Source organism: Bradyrhizobium sp. S3.7.6, from assembly GCF_054061875.1.
The window spans coordinates 7,099,903-7,119,607 of record NZ_JBSSEQ010000001.1 but is presented as its reverse complement, the minus strand read 5'-3'; the positions used below and the strand labels follow the sequence as shown (position 1 = coordinate 7,119,607).

Genomic DNA, 19,705 nt, shown 5'->3' with positions numbered 1-19,705 from the left:
GGTCTGCGCTCACGCAATTGCTGCGCGACCGGATACCGGCTTCATTTCGGGTTTGAACAGCAGCAACAGGAGCGAGACCCCGAACGCGTCGCCGAGACTGAACAACTGGGGTTGGAAGAAGGCCCCAAACGCCAGGGCGACCAATCCGCCCAAGCGGGCACAGGCAAAGCGGCGTTGCTGCCGATCCTTCCCCGTTGATCGCACTGCTTCGGCGCGTGCAGCGGCAATGACGCAGCCGACAAAGAGGATTATCAATCCGCCCCCGACGATTCCGAATTCCACCAGCGTCTTCAGGTAGCCATTGTGCCCGGCCTCAAAGGCTGATGCGCGCTTGAATCCGATGCCGAGCGGATGATCCATGATCGTCGCCAGGGCCGCGTACCAGTATTCATCCCTTCCTGTGAATCCTGAAGACAGATCTCGACTTGAATCGTCAAGCGCGAGAAAGGTGGCAATCTGCGGCCAAAGGAATATGCACAACAGCAACGCAACGATCGCCGCGGCAACCTTCCACGGGCGCAGGGAATTGAAGGTCAAGTCATGCACGACAAGCGCGGAAATGCAGCCGATCAAGGCGTATCGCGAGCTGACGAGAGCGGCCATCGAGAAGCACAGGATTCTGACGACGATACCCGTTTTCCCAGCGTGAAACTGCGACAGAATGAAGCCTGCGAGTAACGGTGCGGAAAAAAGATTTGGTTGAATACCCCCGACATTGCGGCCTTGCGGTAATCCCAGGACGGCCAGCGCGGAGATGCCGAACAGACAAAATATGATGGATGCCACCTTCATGCAGGTTTCGATGTCGTCCGGTGGCAGCGTCCATACGACAGACAGCATCAAAGCAGTCAGCATGAGCAGAATGGTGTAAAAAACGCCAACGAACGTCGCCGCCTCGTCATCGTGCAATTGTAGGACAACAGACAGGTAGATGATGCCAATGATCGCGACCTGGGCGAGGCTCAATCGCCCCAGGCTGGCGAACGCCCGCGAAGCGTGCATCAAGGACACCGTCGTGATGAACAGCGCGATTCCGGTAATCTGTCCGATCAGAACCGTGCCGCCCAGGGCAAACGAAGTTGGAACGTCCGCGAAGTCCGGGTTCAGGTCAATCATGGGGAAGGAAAGGAGGCCGCACCACGCCCAGAAAGTCCCGATAACTGCAATCGTCGAAACGCTGCGTGCGCGGAAAATTGCGGCAGCACCAGCGGTCAATCGGTGCTTGCCCGGGTTGGTCGTCGATCGATCGACGAAAGATGCTGGCAGGTTCAAGGAAATCGTCCCTCTTGCGGGTGCGCTTGTCAGACGGTGGTTCCCGGCACCCGGACGTGGTCCGGCGGCAATCCCGCCATGTGCCGCTCCATCATGGCCGCGTATGCCGTCTCCAGATCACGCGTGTATTGCTCCGTGTCGTACAAAGGTGTCGTCAGTCGATCGCGGGCCAGCTTCGCTCTCAGCGCCGCGAGCCTGGCGGGATCGTTCGCCAGTTCGATCGCCAATTGTTCGTAGGCCGCCGGCGTCGTCGTGATCAGTTCGGGCAGGCGGATCGCATTGAGCAAGCTCGCCCCGACACGCGCCGCGAATGTTTCGCCGAGGCAGGTCACGACCGGAAGTCCGGTCCAGAGCGCATCGCTGGCGGTCGTATGAGCGCCGTACGGAACTGTATCGAGGAAAAGGTCCGCGCAACGATGCCGCGCCAGGTGCGCGGAGGTGGGGAGCCGTTGGGCGAAAACCAGACGACGCGGCGCCACGCCCCTTGCCTGCGCCTCTCGACGCAAATTGTCCGCAGCCGTTGGATTGTCCTCGAACAGCCACAACACGCTGTTCTCCACCGCGGCGAGAATCCGCATCCAGGATGAGAAAACGTCGGGCGTGATCTTGTAGTTGTCGTTGAAGCAGCAGAAGACGAAAGCGTCATCCGGAAGGCCGTGCTCGGCGCGGACAGGCATCAGATCCGCAATTGCACGGTCGCGATCGTTTGCCTGATAGCTTTCGGGAAGCCAGGCGATTTTCTCCACGTAGCAATCGTAATCGTGCTCGGGAATGACGTTTCGGTCTGCGACGATGTAGTCGATGAAGCCTGCACCGATGGTGCCGGGAAAGCCGAGATAGTTGACCTGGATCGGGGCGCGGGACGCATGGCCAAGATGCCGGTGCGCGCGTCCTGGGTATATCCTTTCAAATCGACGAGGATGTCGACTTCCAGAGCCCTGACAAGCTCGGCGATTTGAGTGTCACTTTGCGGTTTGGCGTCGACAAAGCGCTCGAACGCGGCTTCGATCCGCCGGCGCATGTCCGAGCCGTCGTTTGGGCCGATCGAGATGGCGGTGATTTCAAAGCGCGTCCTGTCGTGATGTTCGAAGACGCCCGCCATCAGTTGCGAGGTCGCGTGCTGATGAAAATCCGCCGAGAGATAGCCGATGCGGATGCGGTCGTGAGTGTAGCGCTCGCCGCGCCAGACCGGCGAACTCTGGAGACGAAAGTTGTTCTCGGCCCACGTGCGCGCGCATTGAAGCTGCTCGGCCGATGTGGACGGAATCGCGACGAACATGAACGGTGAGACGAGCTTCCCGCTTCGGACCGATGACCTGACCGAGGCACAACCACTCTCGAAATCCGTCCAATCGCATTGATGCAACTTGACGCGCAAACAGGCGGCGGCCACGGCGGACTGATCCGGATTGAGGTCGAGAGCCCTGTTCCAGGCGACCAACGCGTCGTCATAACGCTTCTCGAGATAGGCGACCTGGCCCTTCGCCAGCCAGGCGCTCACCAGGCCGGGATTCAGGACTGTGGCGCGGTCGAGAGCCGCCGCCGCATCGTGGTGACGGCCAAGGGACAGCAACACAGTCCCGCGCCCGAGCCAGGCCTCGGCGAAAGCGGCATCCGCAGCGATGGCGCGATCGAACGCGACCTCCGCATCGCGCTGACGGCCTGATCGAAGGAGAATATTGCCGTGTCCGGACCAGGCCGACGCGAGGTACGGCCCGATGGTGAGCGCACGGTCGTACGCTGCCGCAGCGTCCTCGAGGCGACCGAGATCGAGGAGCGCGTTGCCGCGGCCAGCCCATGCTTCGGGGAGGTCGGGTTGCAGCTTCAATGTGTGGTCCGCGGCAGCCAGAGCTTCGTCGCCGCCGGCCCAGCTGGATCAGGGCGTAGCAGCGGCCGAGTGCCGCTGCCGCAAGATCGGGCCGCAGCGTGAGGGCGTTGTCATAGGCCGAGAGCGCGTCGTTGTAACGGCAGGTCGCGAAGTGGATCGTTCCCTTATCGAGATGCGCCTCCGCGAGCTGTGGGTTCAACTGCAATGCCTGGTCATACGAAGCGAGTGCCAGTTCATATTGGCGCGACTTCGCCAGCGCCGAACCCAGCATGAAGTGGGCCGGAAAATGCCCGGGGTGATGTATCAACAGGCGTGTCAGATGTTCGATGGCTTCCGAATGGCGGCTCAGTGCCAACAGCCCAGCTGCGCTTCCATGCAGAAGTCCCAGGCTGGTCGGCGCGAATTGTAGTCCGTGCTGGCACAGCCGGACCAACTCGTCATGCTCGCCGGCCCGGTGGAGCACGGCCGCGTAATTCTCAATGAACTCCACGTTGACCGGCTTTGACTGCAACGACCGTGTCATCAGCAGTTTTGCGCGATCAATATTTCCCGCCGCTGCCTCGGCCACGCCCAGGAAGTGCACGGCGTGAAGATTATTGGGATTGGCATCGATGATGCGTCGATACAGTTTGGCGGCGGCCGCGATGTCCCCCTTGTCATGCAAGGACAGCGCCCGATCCAATATCCGTCGCTCGTCACGCATCGCTCGAACCGCACACTGCCTCAAAGGCCCGATGGCCGGGACGAACTCCCGCTCTGCTTGACCCGACCCCACTCCTTACGTTCCGAATTGCACAAGACTGTGACATCGGCGAAGTTAGCGGCGAGCTATGCGATGATCCGCGAGCTGTCGTCGGACCGGTTATGCGAGGTATCAATTAGTGTAACATTGGTCTACATCGGCGCTGCCAGCCGTAGGTTCAGGTAACGACGCCCGCCCCGGAAAACATCATGCTTGAAACAAGTGTCGCGAGCTCCAACGCCTCGGATGGAACGCGGAGCCCTGCGGCGTCTCGATACCGGCTTGCACAAATGCGCGCCGCCGGGTGGGTCAGAGCCGTCCATGGCCAATGGAGGCAGATTGCCAACATCGGGCTGCTGGTCGCCGGGTTCGGCCTCGGTCAAGGGGCGATATTCATCGTCCAGACCGTACTCGTAGCCGCAGGCGAGTACGAACTTCTCGCCGCATTCGGCACGCATTATTCCTTTGCCATTCTGGGCATCGTCCTCGTTGATGCCGGTGCGAGTACGACACTCGCCCGGGCAGTCGCCCGCTTGCCGAGCGGTCGAGAGGCAAGCGGCGAGGTATGGCGGATATTCTGCGAGACGAGCGCGATAAGGATCACGGTGGGCTTGATCGTCGGTGTCGCTGCAGCCCTGTATGTCTGGCGACTCTCGTCTGACGAGTTTTCGCGATGGTACGTCGCCCTTGCGCTCCCCGGATTGCTGCTGTGGGCCGTCAACGGGGTTGGTCTGCTCGACGGCCTGAGACTTAGTGGCATCAGCGGAATCACGGGATCGGTGGCTTACCTGGCCACCGCCGCCGGCCTCGCCTTGGCGGCCCACAAGTCGGCTGCCGCAGCAGGCGCGATCCTGGGCGGCGCCTTTTCCATAGGCTATCTCGTGACGTTGATCGCGCAATGGACGACGCTGGCGCGCAAGGGCTGGTACCCGCGATTTCACAGGGTGACACGTGCGGGCCTGACAAGGGCACTGACGGACGGCTGTGCCCTGTCGTTCCAGATCTTGCCGGGGCAGGTCAACATGCGCGTTCAGTTGGTATTGAACACGGTCTATCTCAGCGCCGAGACGACCGCCCTTTTCGTGTACGCCAAGCAGATCGTGACGGCATCGACCCAGATCGTAGGGTTCGTGCTGAGGGTGGAATTCCCAAGCCTCGTCGAGAAACTGTCGGCAGCCGGAAAGCAGAGCCTCGGCAATATGCTCGGGGCGCAGAGAATGGCGCTCTATTGCGCGGCGACGTTTGCAGTCGGGGTTACAGTCGTCGCCGGCATCGCTGCGCAGGTGCCGGATTTTGGCTTGCACCGGGCTGCGATTGTCATCGCCGGCTTCGCGCCGACGATATTCACGATGTCGCTGTTGCTGATGATGATGCAAGCCCTGGCTGCGACGGGCGCGTATGGCCTCGCCGCCGGAGCTCTGGCGATCGGCTCGGCGGCGGGAATGCTGGTCAGTTACTTGCTGGTTTCGATGCTTGGTGTCTATGCTTTCGTGGCGGGAGAGGTCGTCTTGAATCTGGTTGGGCTCTATGTCGGATATCGCTATCTGCGTCCCTGAGGGACGAGCCTGGACGGCCGAGCCCCGATCTTGTAGTCCTGTGATATCAGCTCAAGTCGGCCGGTTTCGGCACCATCGCGATGGGGGGAGCGGAGACTGGCTTGGCTGCAGGCCCCCATGGCAACCGGAATGACAAAGGCCTCAGGAAATTTTCGGCAGCAGCGACGATAACCCTCTTCTTCGCCAGGACCTTCGATTCGACGAGATGCCAGGACAGCGCCGCGAACACCAGGCTGAGGACATAAGCCATGGCAAAGCTGAGCAGCCAGTTCCGGTTCTCAGGAAAGAGGTAGACGAGGAGCTGCTGTACCGGTAGTCCATACAGGTACACTCCGTAGGAATAGTCGCCCGTCCGATTGACGAACGTCTCGCGGAAGTTGGAAAGTCCGACGAAGACGGTGGCGTAGGCGATCGGGATCATCGCCAGATATTGCAGCGCTCCTCCCCAGAGCAGGGCGTAGGAAAGCACGACCGAAAGAGCGAAAAGGTCAGCTCGCAGCGGAACCTTGTCCTTGAGCTCGAACAAGGACACGCCGATCAAGAACGCGAGGACGAGAGTCTCGATCTGCACTCTCCCGTCGCCTGCAGACCAGTCCGCCGGCGCATGAATTCCCAGTGCCTGCATTCCCAGCAAGCAGATGAACGTCGCCACGGTGACGAGCGGAACGGTCCGGCGCAGGTGTGCGAGCTGCAGGACGAGCAGGGTAGCGAGGATTGCGTAGCAGTACATCTCCGCCGGAATGGTCCAGAGCTGCAGATTCACGACCCGCGGCACAGGGTTGTTGAGAAAGACACCAGGCAGATAATATTGGATATCGCCGATGATATTGAGAGGATATGCCCGAAACAGGGGATCACTGAAATACGCGGCCAAGGTGAAGCTGGTCACGAGCGGACCGAGCACCAGCATTGCGAGAAGCGACTCGACACAAAGCGCCGGGATAATACGCAGCACTCTCAGCAACAGAAAGCCGATTGTCGTCTTTGAACGATGCAGACTTCCTGAAACAAGGAATCCGCTAAGGGCGAAGAAAGCCGGCACCACTGCCCAGAGAATTGGCTGGTAGATCGGGGGCTGCGCCATGGAAAACATGCCGACGCGGACCGTCGAGTCAACCAGCGACTTGAAGGTCTGGACATCTGCGCCGAGCGTAAACGTCTTGCTGTGGATGAAGAGGACGGCCGTAGAGAGAAGTATCCTGAGGTAGTCGAAGCCTGTTGAATGGCCCTCAACGGATTCCATCCGAGCGGAGATGCTTTCTCCTTTGGGCAGCGCGGAAGTCATCGGTACTGATCCCCGTCCAGTCTTGCTAGTGTTCAGAGCCGACGCCCCTGGCTCGCGGACGCAAGGGCTCTCTTGAGGGCGGCCACCCTGACGTCTCTGGCCGGCGGCGGCTGCCCGTCGTGACATGTTCGATCGAGCGAACCGGCGTCGCCAATGGCGCGGTGCGCGGAGCAGGTGTGGCGGTCCGTTGCGGAAGGGACATGAATTCGTGTTCGAGCGAACGGATGATCGAGATGCGATCCCATTTCTGTTCGGCGCGTGCGCGCGCGACGGCACCGAGGCGATCCCGCAGTGCCTCGTCTTCGGCCAGAATCGTGACAGCCGCGGCAAGCGCGCCAGCGTCGCCCGGAGCGATGACGAGGCCAGCACCTTCCACCTCGGACGCGATCCCCGTACCAGGCTCGGTCATCGCGATGAGCGGTCGGCCGGATGCGAGCATGCCGGCCAGCTTGGACGGCAGAACCAGGTCGGATATCTCGGCCTTTTGCGGCAAGAGCTGAATGTCGGCGGTGCTGAGCAGCTCCGAGACCCGATCGAGCGGCTGGAGATCAAGGAAGCGGACGTTGTGCAGACCGGCAGCCATTTGCACCAATGCCGGTTTGACCGGGCCATTTCCGCAGAGAACGAACTTTACCGAGGGCTGGCTGTCCTTCAATGCTGCGGCGGCTTCGATGATCAGCTCAAGCCCCTGCTTGTTCGACATGGCTCCCGAGTAGAGCGCCACGATATCGGTCGGCGCCAGCTGCAGCTCCGAGCGGAGCTGCGTTTGATTGCTTCCCGGCACGACGATGCTGGTATCGATCCAGTTCCGGAACTCGCGTAGTCTGGTAGGCACGATGCCCTTGTGCTCGAGGCGGCGTACCATCTGTATCGAGATGGTCGAAACACGGTCGAATGAACGCAGTATCCATCGTTCGACCGTACGCATCAGCTTGCGCGTGACGCCGCTGCGGAGCAGCCCGACCTCGAAGGCTGCGTCGACTTCGAGGTCCTGAACATGAACCCAGGAGGACGCGCCGGTCATCCTGGCGGCCAATGCCGCCATGGGCGCGGAAAGCAGGGATGGCGCCACCACGAAGACGATATCGGGGCGCCACCAGAGCGCGCTCGACAGAACGGGAACGGCTGCCGAAAGCATGAAGGAGGTGTGGTGAAGCAGTCGCTTGAGACCCGAGGGCCGGCTCGGCACGTAGATCGGCGCCCGAATGACGTCCACATCGTTCAGACGTTGATGGCGATACCATCTCGAACGATATCCCGGTGGGATGCTCCAGTCGGGGTAATAGGGCGGGGCCGTGACGACGCGAACCTCGTGACCCCAACTGGCGAGACTCTCGCAGAATTCGGTGTTGTATTTCGCCACGCCGATCAGATCGGGAGCATAATTTATCCCTATCACCAACACCCGCATGACCGTCCTCATTTTCGGTCGAAGCGAAAGGGGCTTCGACCGGCCGCGACAAATCCCAGCCCGCCGATCCGGTTACGGGTTCGGTCGTGGCGCCTGCAGGCGGGAGCGTGTCTTGGGGGTGAAGCCGAGTCCGAGACGATCCTGGATAGGACCGACAGCGGCGTGCGCCCTCCTGCGTATTGTTAGGTCTGATATCATTTCTTGTGTGACGTTATCGTAATAACGATACGACAAGTAACAAGGGGCGGCGTGGCACGGCGATCCCGGGAATTAAGTCGATCGGTGCAACATACGGCGATGAGAAGCCTGGCTCCGCACGGGCGGCAGTCCGAGATCAGGCCAGGACGCGGATCGCGGCGGCGAGGCCAAGCGTCGCAGGTTGTTGCGAGGCTGCATTGTCGCTGCCGGTTATGGCGCGGCGGCGGTCCGGGTCACACGTTCCAGATGACGAAAGATCGCGACATGCTACGGCGGGGTCATCGACGAACTCAGACCTCGATCCGGTCGTCCGAACTTCGCCAAATACCGGGTTCTCGCGTCACGAGCGCGGAGAGGCTTGCACCGCACGCACGACATCGATCAGTGCCGTCGCCATCCGGTCAACACTGAACCGATCCGCGAACAGGTCGTGGGTCCGTCGGCCCATGGCCGCCCGGTCTTCCGGAGACATGGCCAGCCATGCGCGCAGGTTTTTGAGTGTGCCCGGCAGCGAATCTTCGGCGACTAGACCTGCGCCGGCCGCTTGAACCTCGCGCCATATATTGACCTTGTCAGAAATCAGCACGGACAGGCCGCAACCCAGGGCCTCGGCGACCGAGATGCCGAAGTTCTCTTGATGGGAGGGCAGCACGAAGGCCTCGCTGCTGTGGAACGCGCCCCATTTGGCGTCGCCCTGCAACATGCCGGGCCATGAGATGCGATCGGCCACGCCCAAGGCGCGGGTCCGGGCCTTGAGCTGAGCGACCCAGCCGGTCTGGTCCGGCCCGGCCATCAGCAGATGCAGGCGAGGCTCCTCGGCCGCCACGTGGGCGAATGCCTCGACAAGCAGATCGCAGCCCTTCTTGGCGTGCAGCCGCCCGAGAAAGAGCAACACCCGCTTGCCGCGCAACTCGGGATGGGCGGCAAGGAAAGCCTCTCGTAGCGGGGATCCGTCCTGCGGCGGCAATCGCGTGCCGTAGGACACCACGACCTCCTGCGCCCGGTAGGGCCAAAACGAGCGGCGCGCAAGCAACCGCTCATCCTCGCTCGTGAACAGCACAGCCGCAGCGTCGCGCAGAACCCGGTATTCGGCCCAGGGCCAGTAGAGGCACTTCTTCAGATGCTTGAGCGGATAGTTCTGCTTGAACCACGGATCAAGCATGCCGTGCGTGAACACGACGTAGGGCTGCCTCAGCTCGCGCATGACCTGCCAAACGGCAAAGCTGTGGTACTGCCAGATACCGTTCACAATGACTGCGTCATAACCGCCGGCGTGGGCGCGCAGCCATGGCTGGAGCGACGTCGAGAAATGATAGCTGCCGCGCGGCGGCCCGAGTGCATGCACGGGTAACGGAAAGGATTCCAGATGAGGCGCCCTGGGATCATCCAGACACGCTACTTCGACCTGATGGCCCATCTCCAGCAGTCGCAAGCCGCGCTGGCGCACGCCCTCGATGGGCCCGCCATTGCTGGGATCGGCGGAGGAAATGACGTGAAGCAGCCTCACTGGTGTCTCCTCAGGCTGCGGCAAAATGTCGATACAGCGTCATCGCCCAGTCTCGATGCCGCGTGACGCCGCTGCTCGCGCCCGGATTGAGCCACTGATGGATCGGCACCGCAAAGCCGGTCTTGGGCCGGTTCAGCACGCCTTCCGGCAATTCGGGCGCGACGCGCCTGACGATGGTGCGCTTTTCGCTGTTCGCATCGAAATCCGGAAGTTCCACGAAGTGTTGCAGCAGTTGCAGATCGACCAGGGGCACGCGGATTTCGAGCGAATGCGCCATACCCGCCCAGTCGGCGTCGCGCAGCAACTGGTTGCGCATGTACCACTGCATCTCGAGAGCGGAGACCGCCAGCCGGTCGCTCTCCAGGCCCTCGGTACTGGCATCGAGGCGGTTCATAGTCGCGAGCTCCTCCAGGCCATCTCTGGCCATGGCCGGGTCCATCAGCTGCGCGAGCTCCCACGGCATGTGGAGTGCTCGCCGCAACAGATATGCCCCCGACAGGCTGTGGCCGTATTCGGCGAGTCCCGCATATTTGGGCGACGGCAGTGCCGAGGCGAAAGGTTGGGCCAGATGCCGCAGCAGCAGCCCGGTTCGCGCGCCGACCGGTGCGCGCCGCATCAGGCTCACCAGGCGCGGTACCTGCCGGAAGCTCGGGTAAGAGCCGAACAGCTCGTCGCCGCCGAGCCCCGAGATTGCAACCTTCAGGCCTTGCGCGGCCGCAGCCTTGGAGACGAACCAGACGTTGATGCCGTCGATCGAGGGTTGATCCATCGCGTCGATCAGGTGCTGCCGGTCGCACTCGAAGTCGCGGGCTGAAATCCGATGCAGCGCATGCTTTGCGTGGAGCAGGCCGGCGACCTCGTCGGCCAGTCCGGCCTCGTCGTTGGGGCCGTCGGCATACTCGTTGAAGCCCAGGGTCAGCGTGCGCAACTCGCCGGCACTCGCCGCACAGGCCGCGAGCATGGTTGAATCCAATCCCGCCGAAAGGAAGACGCCAACAGGCACGTCCGCCACCATGTGCGCGGCGACGCTGTCCCTGACCGCTGCGGCGATCTGATCAAGTGCGTCGTCGGTGCGGGCGCCGGAGGCCGTGGGCAGGCGACCCAACGCATCCACGATGCTTGCAAACCGGACCGGCCGTCCGGCGCCCGCGGCGCTGAAGCGCTGCCAGTGCCCAGGCGGCAGCGCGCGGATGCCGCGGTACAGGGTGTATGGCTCGGGTACCGACCCCCACAGCAGGAAGCCGGCGTGGCCCGCCGGTTCGGGCCTCCGGTCCACCGGGGCTTGCAGCAACGGCTTGACCTGGGACGCGAAGCGAATGGTGGCGCCGTCGTCGGCCACGTACAGAGGCTTGATGCCGAACGGGTCCCGGGCCAGCAGCAACTCGCGCCGACGCGCGTCCCAGATTGCGAAGGCATACATGCCGCGAAGGTCGGAGAACATCTCTTCGCCACGCTGGGCGTAGAGCTTGAGCAACACTTCGGTGTCCGATTGAGTTCGCGTCGCGACGCCGTCGTGGTGCAACCGGGCGCGCAACTGCTGGTGATTGTAGATCTCGCCGTTGAAGCAGATCCAATTGCCGGTTTCGGGGTCAAGCATGGGCTGCGCGCCGCCCTCGCTCAGGTCGATGATGGCCAGGCGGCGATGTCCGAAGCCGACGCGCCCGTCGGCGGCCATCCACAGGCCGGCGGCATCCGGACCGCGCGCGAGCATCGCGTCACGCACGCGCAGCAGCTCGGCTTTGTCGATGGGGGGCGCCTCGGCACGGTATGCGAAGGCGCCAGCAATTCCACACATGGTTCAGCTTTCGGTCAGCGAGGGACGTTGTCATGCACGATGATAATTGTGCGACGGTGCGTTACGGCGCCCTGAATCGTCCTCCCTGCGCAGGCCCTCGCGCGATGTGACGGGGAAGCCCGGACCAGCGGCCGGTTTATCTACTCAATGTTACCGTCTTCGGCAATGCGCTGCATGTATCGAGTGCTGCGACCTCGATATCGTCAAACTGTAATGTTCGTTTGATAGGACCTCGGCTGAACATAACAGAATGATAACAGGGCTGCATGTTCTCCGCTTCCGAACGCACCACGCCGGCGCACGCGCGCTTGCAGTTCGGGCACGGCGAACGGCCCGTCACCACCGACGGCACCCGATCGTCCCAATGCTCTGTCCCGTGAGTTCCGTCGGATATGTACAAGCCTCGCCGGCGCCAACTCTCTGACCGGATTTCACTGAGCTCAGAGATATCGGAACGAGCTACAGCCACGGTCCGCTCGCCTCTGCCATCTCCGGAGGCCGCATCGGCCGTGAATGCAGAAGAGCCGGCCGCGATCGCCGCTCCGTGGTTCAAATCCGTCGTCGTCTTCGGGCTGTTGTTCGGCGCGGTGTGGCTCTCGCTGTACACCGCCTACGCCATGCTGCCTTTTATCAGGCCGGGCTCGGTCGTCATTGCGTACGCAAAATTGGATACGCTTGTGAAGGGCCGGATGTTCGGTCCGCAGGACCGCAATCGGGTGATGGTCTTCGGCAACAGCAAGCTTCTCTCGGCGTTGCGTCCATCCGACCTGGATGCGGCCGTCGGATCCGGCTTCCGATCGTATAACCTTGGCCTGCCCGGCGAAGTTCGCTTTCTACCGATTCTGGAAGCCGCGTTGGAAGCCGGCAACGTTCCCACGCACGTGCTGTTGACGATCCCTTGGGACGACAAGGGCGCATCCGATAATTTTGCTGATATCCTGCGCAACGATAATTTGTTGGCAAGCACGCTGTTTCCTTTTCGTAATTTGCCCCGTGAAGCAGCGCTGTTCGCTTTTCAGAATCTGGATCGACTGTCCGACGCGCGCCGCGATGTGGAGATCCAGCGCGCTGCAATGCTCCGCGACCGGGGCTGGTACTTCATCAAGTCGCAGAGCCATTACCCGGGCGATCGCCTTCCGGATGACTACACCCTGCCGACCGATCATCCCGCACGTATTGAGCTACGGATGATCCCTGAAAAGTCTCACTCTCGTAATCACCTCGAACGGCTGGCGAGCCAGTATGGCTTCCAGATCATGATTGTTCCGGGCTTCTTCCGCGCTGGCGAGGCTGCTCCGCTGCCAGCCGCTGACGACGCCAGGTCGATGATGATCTCGGATCGGCCCCTCATTCGGGTGTTTGGGCCGGACTATTTCATGTATCCGCCAGCGCTCTTTGCCGATCCGCAGCACATGAATCCGGCCGGGGCGCGCGCCTACACGGCCGATCTGGCCAAATTGCTGAAGGCCACCGGAGCATTCGACTGATGCTCTTCAACTCTTTCGAATTTCTGGCGTTCTTCGTAACGTTCCTGGTGGTGTTCTTCTCGTTGCCGGGGCGAACCCAGCCGCTGGTGCTGCTGATCGCCAGCTACATATTCTACATGAGCTGGCGCCCTTCCTTTGGACTCCTGCTCGGATTGACGACGATCGTGGATTACACGACCGCACTCATGATGGCGCGGGCTCGGACCGATGGCGGACGCAAGGCGGCGCTGATCATCGCGCTGTCGATCAACCTGGGCGTACTCGGAACGGTCAAATATCTGGACTTCCTGATTTCGAACGTGCTCGGCGTGGTCGGGCTGTTCGGGTATGTGGTGCCGGATTATGCCCTCGGCCTGGTGCTCCCTTTGGGCATTTCGTTCTACACGTTTCAGTCGGTCGGCTATACGCTCGACGTGTACAATCGCCGGGTTGCCGCTGAGCGCGACTTTATCACCTATGCCCAATATGTGAGCTTCTTTCCGCAGCTGATCGCCGGTCCGATCGAGCGTGCGGCACACATGCTGCCGCAGTTCCGGATCACGCATCGGCTTTCCTACCAAAATGTCACAGCGGGCCTGTTGCTCGTCGGCTATGGCCTGTTCAAGAAGATGTGCATCGCCGACGTGGTCGCGTCGGTGGTGAACGGGATCTACGCCAATCCGGCGCAGTATTCCGGCAGTTATCAACTGCTCGCGGCGGTGCTCTTCGCCCTCCAGATCTATTGCGATTTTTCGGGGTACTCGGACATTGCGCGTGGCGTGGCACGCATCATGGGCTTCGATCTCATGATCAATTTCGGGCAACCTTATTTCGCCACCAGCCTGAACGAGTTCTGGCGCCGTTGGCATATCTCCCTGTCGACCTGGTTCCGCGATTATCTGTTCATTCCGCTCGGGGGAAGCCGCGGCAGCGAAGGCTCCACCGCGCGCAATCTCATCATCGTATTCGCGGTCAGTGGTATCTGGCACGGTGCAGCGTGGAACTTCGTCGCTTGGGGCACGCTGCATGGGGTCTGCCTGGTTGTCGAACGAGCCTTTATCAGGCTTGCGAAACCGGAAGCATGGCTCGGCGAGCCGGCTCGTCTGCTGCTCGGCTGGGCCTGGATGCTAGCCGTCGTGCTCGTGGGATGGGTCTTCTTCCGGTCGACGAGCGTCGCCAATGCGATCGTCGCCCTGCGGAGCCTGGGCGACTTCGGTCCCATCTCCTATTTCACCCTGAAGATGCTGGATCTCGCGAGCGGCGAACTGGTGATGCTCGCCGTCTCGCTCGCACTGCTGTTCGTGATCGACTTCCACCTGTCGTTTCGGCCGCAGCGCCTTCGTGAACTGTGGGAGGTGCGCTGGCTGCCAACGGCTGCCGGTGTCGCGCTGGCTTATTACATCGTGCTGTTCGGCATTTTTGGACATGCCGAATTCATCTACTTCCAGTTCTGACCGCGGCCGACGCACGGCCGCGAAGGTTGGGCGTGAAGATCCTGATCCGAAGAACGAAAGGGGGGGCGCAACCGCCCCAATTCACGGCGTCAGCGGCCTACGCGTCCGACAACAGCTTGGCATGCTCGCCTTTCACAACCAGGTACCTGCCAAGGCAGATGGCGTCGAGACCGGTGCGAAGGAAGCAGCTCATGGCCTGTTCGGGTGTGTCGACGATCGGTTCGTTCTCATTGAAGCTGGTATTGAGCACGATCGGTATCCCGGACAGTTCGCCGAAGCTGTGGATCAAGTCGTAGTAGAGTGGATTGGTGTCCCGCGCGATGCTTTGCAGCCGTCCGGTGCCGTCGACATGGGTGATGGCGGGAAGTCTTTCCCGCCATTCCGGGCGAAGCTTGACGACATGCATCATGAAGGGACTGAACACATCCTGTTCAAAATAGGTCGATACCGCCGGCTGCAAGATGGTCGGAGCAAAGGGACGGAAGCCCTCCCTTCGCTTGATCTTGGCGTTGATCACATCCTTCATGTTGGCGCGGGTCGGGTCGGCGAGAATGGAGCGATTGCCAAGAGCGCGCGGGCCCCATTCGGATCGCCCCTGGTACCAGCCAACCACCAGCCCGGCGTGCAACAGGGATGCGGCCGCCTTCGGAACGTTGCCGGGCGATAGTTCGCGCATGGGAGTTTTGGCCGATTCTGCTGCGCGCCGCATCGTCTCATCCGAGTGAGCCGGCCCCCAATAGGAATGCGTCATATGGAATCGTTCTCGTCCGCCCGCGACATTGTGCCATGTCCACAGGCCTGCACCGAGACACAGACCGTCATCCGATGAGGCCGGCTGCATATATGCCTGCTGGAAGGGCGTGTCGCGCAACAGGCGTGCGTTCATGACGCCGTTGAGTGCGCAACCTCCGGCATAAACGACCTGTTTGCTCGGGACCAGATCGTGCAGCTTGTTGAAGCAATGCACCGCCACTTCCTCGAAGCGGACCTGACAGGAGCGGGCGATGTCCTTGTCCCGTTGCGTCAGCTCCTCGCCGCGCTGGCGCGGTGAACCGAATTTCTCGATCCATTTGTCGGTGAACAAGCGCAACATTTCCACGTGATTTCGCTCGTCCATCTTTCCGCTTTCGCCGCCGCGGTGCATGCCAAAGAAGCCCTCGGCGAGCTTGAACCAGCCATCGGGCCGCGTTTGGACGAGTTCTCGCATCGTGTCCGCAAAGCTGTCGACGCCGTATGGCGCGAGACCCATGACCTTGTACTCTTCGCCATATTCGGCGAAGCCGATGAACTGACAGCATGCCGTGTAGAAGAAGCCCAGGCTGTTCGGCAGGTTGACGCGGTCGAGCACGTCGATCCGTGTCCCCTCGCAGCGCGCCGCCATCGCGCTGGTAAAATCGCCGCTGCCGTCATAGGAGAAACCGGCCGTCAGCCCATCGAACGGCGAGCAGTAGTACGAGCTCGCAATGTGGGACAGATGATGCTCCACGTTGACGACTTTGGCCTTGACCATGTCCGGGGCCTGCCCGGACGCCTCGGCGACCTGCTCGCTGATGCTCAGCTCGTCCTTGGCCCGCCGGATATGCTCAAGCGCCGCTTTGCCGCCCGAAAGCGGATTGCGCAATACATACGAGACCTGGGCCGCGCGATTCTGCGACGGATCGCGCGCGACCGCGATGAAATCCAGATCCTTCGACGATATGCCGCCCATGGCAAGAACCGATTGGATCGCCTGCAGCGGGAAGGACGGGTCATGCTTGATGCGTTTGCCGAAGCGCTCCTCGGCCGAAGCTGCGACCACCTTGCCATCGATGATGAGCGCCGCGGAGGCATCGGGATGGTTGAGGTTGAGGCCGAGAATTGCGGTCATCGGTACAGTCTTTCAGGTTGTGAAGCGGCTGCCGGAGAGGAATTCCGTTCGGCCACAGCGGGAGATCGCAGCCAGAGCAGAGGTTTAACTAACAACGGAACTTATCATTACCGTGACCGATCGAGAGGGAGCGCGAGGCGGGGGCGTTAGCTCGCAGCGCTATTTCTGGATACGCCGTTCTTCGACGTTCCTTCGGCTGAGCCACCACGCGACGCCGCGATCAATCATCAGACCGACCCGTGATGGCCCCATGGTGTTTCCTTCGACGACCACGTCGCGGACGCCGGGCGAGGTCGCGGCAAAGCCTTTGATTTCGATGTGAGCGTCCTGATCGAGGCGATTGCCTCGAACGATCACCGCCTGCACCATCGGCGGCCGACCCGGAGCCTTTGCGGTCTGGTTCGCCTGGACGAGAATTGAAGCCTCATTGGAGAAAATGCTCCGTTCGGGCCCGGCCCGGTAGACGTTTCCCTCGAGTATGTGATTGTCGAGGATCTGAATCCGCCAGCCGGGTTGGAAACTGTCGTAGGACAGTCCGAAGACGGCAAAACCGCTGGTCCTGTTGGATCGATTGCCGGAGATGACATGTCCCAGCGCCGTCCCGTACGTCTGCGCGGCGACGCCCGTGTCTTCGAAGTCATTATCGATGATCAGATAGTTCTGCTGCGCCTGGGTAATTGTGATCTCCGAATTCGAGTCCAGCGCCACCTCGAGCGGTCGATCGAGCACCACCGACAAGTCGGACGGCTTTTTCTCGAATGCTTTGACCCTGGCGTATTGGCCGGCACCGCGCCCGTTGACCACCATGACGGCGGCGCCGGTCCAGTCCGTGCCGGCCGGATACGGATTGGCTGCATCCAGCAGCGACAACCGATCCGGACCAGTGCTGTTCGCGTGTCCGAAATAGAATCCGCCTGGCCCGTCCGACGTCATGGCTTCCCGATCCCAGCCATAAATGGCCTTGAACGTGTTGCCGCCGACGAAGATGTTCTCGGATGCGCTGACCCATTTTGACAGCGTCGATATTCCGCCGCCAGTTCCCTGGAGGTCGGCGGCAGTCACCGTATTGCCTTCAAATATGACCTGACGCGATCCCACGATCGAGTAGGAGCCATAGCGGCCGTTGGTCAGGATATTGCGGGCCACAATCGCGTTGGTTGCCTTGAAGAGGCGAAGCGAATGTCCGGATCCGAGAATGTCGCAATCGGATACTTCGATCCTGTTTCCGCTCAATCGAATGGTGTCGGGAGATCCATCGGGATAGATCCGGCGGAAGTCGTTCATTTGCTGCAGGGTGGCTTCAGCCTCCATGAGACCCCGGAAGGCCGAACCGCGAATGCGAACATGTCGGATGGCGATATCGGCCGCGTCAGGAATGGGGGCGTCGCCGAACTGAAAGCCCCCCGCGATGATGTGCGGGTGGTTCGATGCGTAGATTGTCAGGTCTTCGACCGAGAACTGCGACCTTCCCTGTATCAGTGCGGCCGGAAGCGTTGCCAGACTAGGCCAGACCAGGTTGACCAGATCGATGCGTTCCCCCTGCAATTTGACGCGAGGTGGAATGGCGATCATGTCCGAGATCAGATAGCGCCCGCGCGGAAAGTACACGGTCCCGCCTCCGGCCTGGCTCGCAGCTTCGATGGCGGCCTTGACGGCGCGAGTACAATCAAACTTGCCGTCGCCGTTAGCGCCATACGCCCGTACATCGAAGGATTGCACCGCGTTCGCCTCGGGAGAGCGCACGACGATGCTGCCCACGTCGACCCATTCGGTGTCGCCGCCGTCTCCGTTGGAGAGGCGCAACCGGTAGCGGCCGGGTGAAACCTGATCAGGGATGCGAAACGCACCGCGCCACAGGTCGCCTTTGGTCAGAACGGCTTTCGTCGGTGCGCTCCCGGCATCGGGCAGCATCAACAATTGTGCACGGCTTGCCTGGCGAACGATATTGCGACCGAACACCTGGAGCCAGCCCGACGGCGAGACCTCGTCGCCGAGGTTTCCCTGCGTCCAATAGATTGTTGGCAGGTTGATGCGGCCGCTGAGAGTGCCTTGGGCATGGGTCAGGCTGAAGCGATAGATCCCGGGTGTGAACTGCTCCGGGATCGTGAATTTAAGGGAGAGGGGATTGGCCTGCAGAATCGGAACGGAGGTTTCCTGTCCGCTCTCGCGGGAGGGGCCGTCGCCAATTCGGTCAACCGTCACAGATGTAATCTTGTCGAGCTCGGCGCCGGTGACGAGCACGGTTTCGTCCGGACCGACAGGATCGTTGAACCAGAACATCGCGGACTGTGCGGTTGCCTCCGCCATCCAAAGCAACTGGAATAGGGCAACCATGGCCGCGACACTACGCGTCATGGACCGTGCCCATTGAAATCATTTTGGCTTTCGAGCGCATGTTGATCAGAGCTCGATGACGAGGCCGGTCAGGCGTCGTAGCTCCGCGCGCATTTCCGCCGGATCTTTCAGATGAGAGATGGCGGCTTCCAGCTCTTCCACCTTTGCGCCGACAAGGAAGCGATACCAGAGACCCTGTAATCCGTGATAGACGAGGCCTTCCTTGCCGTCGAGAAAACCGAGCTGGAAAATCAGGCGAAACAGGAAATAGGCCGGCGCGCTGATTTGATAAGGGATACGGTTGTACAGCCGTTCCTTGATCCAGCGCTTGATGGCTGCCTGGCGCGAGCCTTCCTCCGATATCAGATCGACATCGCGCCCGAACAGGCGGTGACGCTCGTTGATCACATCGATTGCCTCGCGTGTGGCGTATTTGTTGTGCTTGTCGGTGAAGAACGTCAGATCGTTGAGATTGTGATCGGCGAACCCGCCATCGAATGTAACGGTCTGGCCGCCCCACAGAATCATGTGCTCGTCCATCCAGCGGTCTTCGATGCGGCCGTGGCCGCGTCGCCAGATCCGCAGGAGGAGGAGCGGGTAGCGGCCACCATGGCGAATCCAGCGACCAAGGAAGATGTGCTTGCGCTTGAGGTTGATCCCGACGACCTCGTTGCTCAGGCGCGGCAGTTCATCGCGAATTCTGGCGCCGAGATCGGCTTCGATGATTTCGTCGGCATCGAGCCGCATGATCCACGAGGCGGTGATCGGGGCATTCTCGAGCGCCCACTGAAACTGCTTCGCGTAGTTGACGAATCGGTTCTGCAATACGGTTGCGCCTTGAGCGCGCGCCAACTCGACCGTTCGATCGCTTGAGAAGCTGTCGACAACAAAAACCTCGGTTGCAATTTTGGCAACCGAGGCGAGAGCCCGCAAGATGTGGCGCTCTTCGTTGTGCGTCAGGATGATGACGGCAAGGCCCATAGCTTACTC

At 61.4% G+C, this 19,705-nt stretch carries 12 protein-coding genes and 2 pseudogenes; 3 read left to right on the top strand and 11 right to left on the bottom strand.

From position 1 onward, the window contains the following. Positions 1-9: 9 nt before the first annotated feature. The 4 genes and pseudogenes from ACVJ5M_RS34630 to ACVJ5M_RS34615 all read right to left on the bottom strand — a co-directional run. Positions 10-1,272 (bottom strand): O-antigen ligase family protein, encoded by a 1,263-nt coding sequence (locus ACVJ5M_RS34630; RefSeq protein WP_231144447.1) that lies wholly within the window; start codon positions 1,270-1,272, stop codon positions 10-12. A 29-nt stretch (positions 1,273-1,301) separates the two neighbouring features. Continuing rightward, positions 1,302-2,075: an O-linked N-acetylglucosamine transferase, SPINDLY family protein gene (locus ACVJ5M_RS34625; protein ID WP_456679638.1), complete on the bottom strand. Its 774-nt coding sequence runs from the start codon at positions 2,073-2,075 to the stop codon at positions 1,302-1,304. A gap of 71 nt (positions 2,076-2,146) precedes the next feature. Beyond that, positions 2,147-3,121 (bottom strand): annotated as a pseudogene (locus ACVJ5M_RS34620) (tetratricopeptide repeat protein); the annotation flags it as partial. A gap of 139 nt (positions 3,122-3,260) precedes the next feature. Then, positions 3,261-3,803, bottom strand: a pseudogene (locus ACVJ5M_RS34615) (tetratricopeptide repeat protein); the annotation flags it as partial. Between the two features lie 248 nt (positions 3,804-4,051). On the opposite strand from ACVJ5M_RS34615, the gene ACVJ5M_RS34610 reads away from it, so the two are divergent. Further along, entirely contained in the window at positions 4,052-5,398 is a 1,347-nt protein-coding gene (locus tag ACVJ5M_RS34610) for a hypothetical protein (protein WP_456679589.1), read from the top strand. Between the two features lie 46 nt (positions 5,399-5,444). Here the strand turns inward: ACVJ5M_RS34610 and ACVJ5M_RS34605 are convergent, their stop codons facing one another. The 4 genes from ACVJ5M_RS34605 to asnB form a co-directional block, all read right to left on the bottom strand. Beyond that, the gene (locus ACVJ5M_RS34605) at positions 5,445-6,683 is read right to left on the bottom strand and encodes an acyltransferase family protein (RefSeq protein ID WP_231144450.1); all 1,239 of its coding nucleotides are present in this window, start codon (positions 6,681-6,683) and stop codon (positions 5,445-5,447) included. 25 nt (positions 6,684-6,708) lie between these two features. Then, the gene (locus tag ACVJ5M_RS34600) at positions 6,709-8,094 is read right to left on the bottom strand and encodes a glycosyltransferase WbuB (RefSeq protein WP_283018554.1); all 1,386 of its coding nucleotides are present in this window, start codon (positions 8,092-8,094) and stop codon (positions 6,709-6,711) included. Positions 8,095-8,632: 538 nt separating this feature from the next. Continuing rightward, on the bottom strand, positions 8,633-9,799 hold the full coding sequence (locus ACVJ5M_RS34595) for a glycosyltransferase (protein ID WP_283018555.1): 1,167 nt from the start codon (positions 9,797-9,799) through the stop codon (positions 8,633-8,635). A 10-nt stretch (positions 9,800-9,809) separates the two neighbouring features. Beyond that, positions 9,810-11,594 (bottom strand): asparagine synthase (glutamine-hydrolyzing), encoded by a 1,785-nt coding sequence (asnB, locus tag ACVJ5M_RS34590; RefSeq protein WP_231144453.1) that lies wholly within the window; start codon positions 11,592-11,594, stop codon positions 9,810-9,812. Positions 11,595-12,103: 509 nt separating this feature from the next. Between asnB and ACVJ5M_RS34585 the strand changes: the two genes are divergently transcribed. Both ACVJ5M_RS34585 and ACVJ5M_RS34580 read left to right on the top strand, forming a co-directional pair. Then, complete coding sequence (locus ACVJ5M_RS34585) at positions 12,104-13,081, top strand: hypothetical protein (RefSeq protein WP_231144454.1); 978 nt, start codon at positions 12,104-12,106, stop codon at positions 13,079-13,081. A 47-nt stretch (positions 13,082-13,128) separates the two neighbouring features. Further along, complete coding sequence (locus ACVJ5M_RS34580) at positions 13,129-14,514, top strand: MBOAT family O-acyltransferase (RefSeq protein ID WP_166351439.1); 1,386 nt, start codon at positions 13,129-13,131, stop codon at positions 14,512-14,514. A gap of 97 nt (positions 14,515-14,611) precedes the next feature. Here the strand turns inward: ACVJ5M_RS34580 and ACVJ5M_RS34575 are convergent, their stop codons facing one another. From ACVJ5M_RS34575 to ACVJ5M_RS34565, 3 genes are all read right to left on the bottom strand, one after another. Next, entirely contained in the window at positions 14,612-16,381 is a 1,770-nt protein-coding gene (locus ACVJ5M_RS34575) for a carbamoyltransferase family protein (protein ID WP_354099364.1), read from the bottom strand. A gap of 159 nt (positions 16,382-16,540) precedes the next feature. Further along, positions 16,541-18,736, bottom strand: coding sequence for a glycoside hydrolase family 55 protein (locus ACVJ5M_RS34570; RefSeq protein WP_231144457.1), 2,196 nt, complete (start codon positions 18,734-18,736; stop codon positions 16,541-16,543). Positions 18,737-18,781: 45 nt separating this feature from the next. Next, positions 18,782-19,696, bottom strand: a complete 915-nt coding sequence (locus ACVJ5M_RS34565; protein WP_085402769.1) for a glycosyltransferase family 2 protein — start codon at positions 19,694-19,696, stop codon at positions 18,782-18,784. Positions 19,697-19,705: the final 9 nt, after the last annotated feature.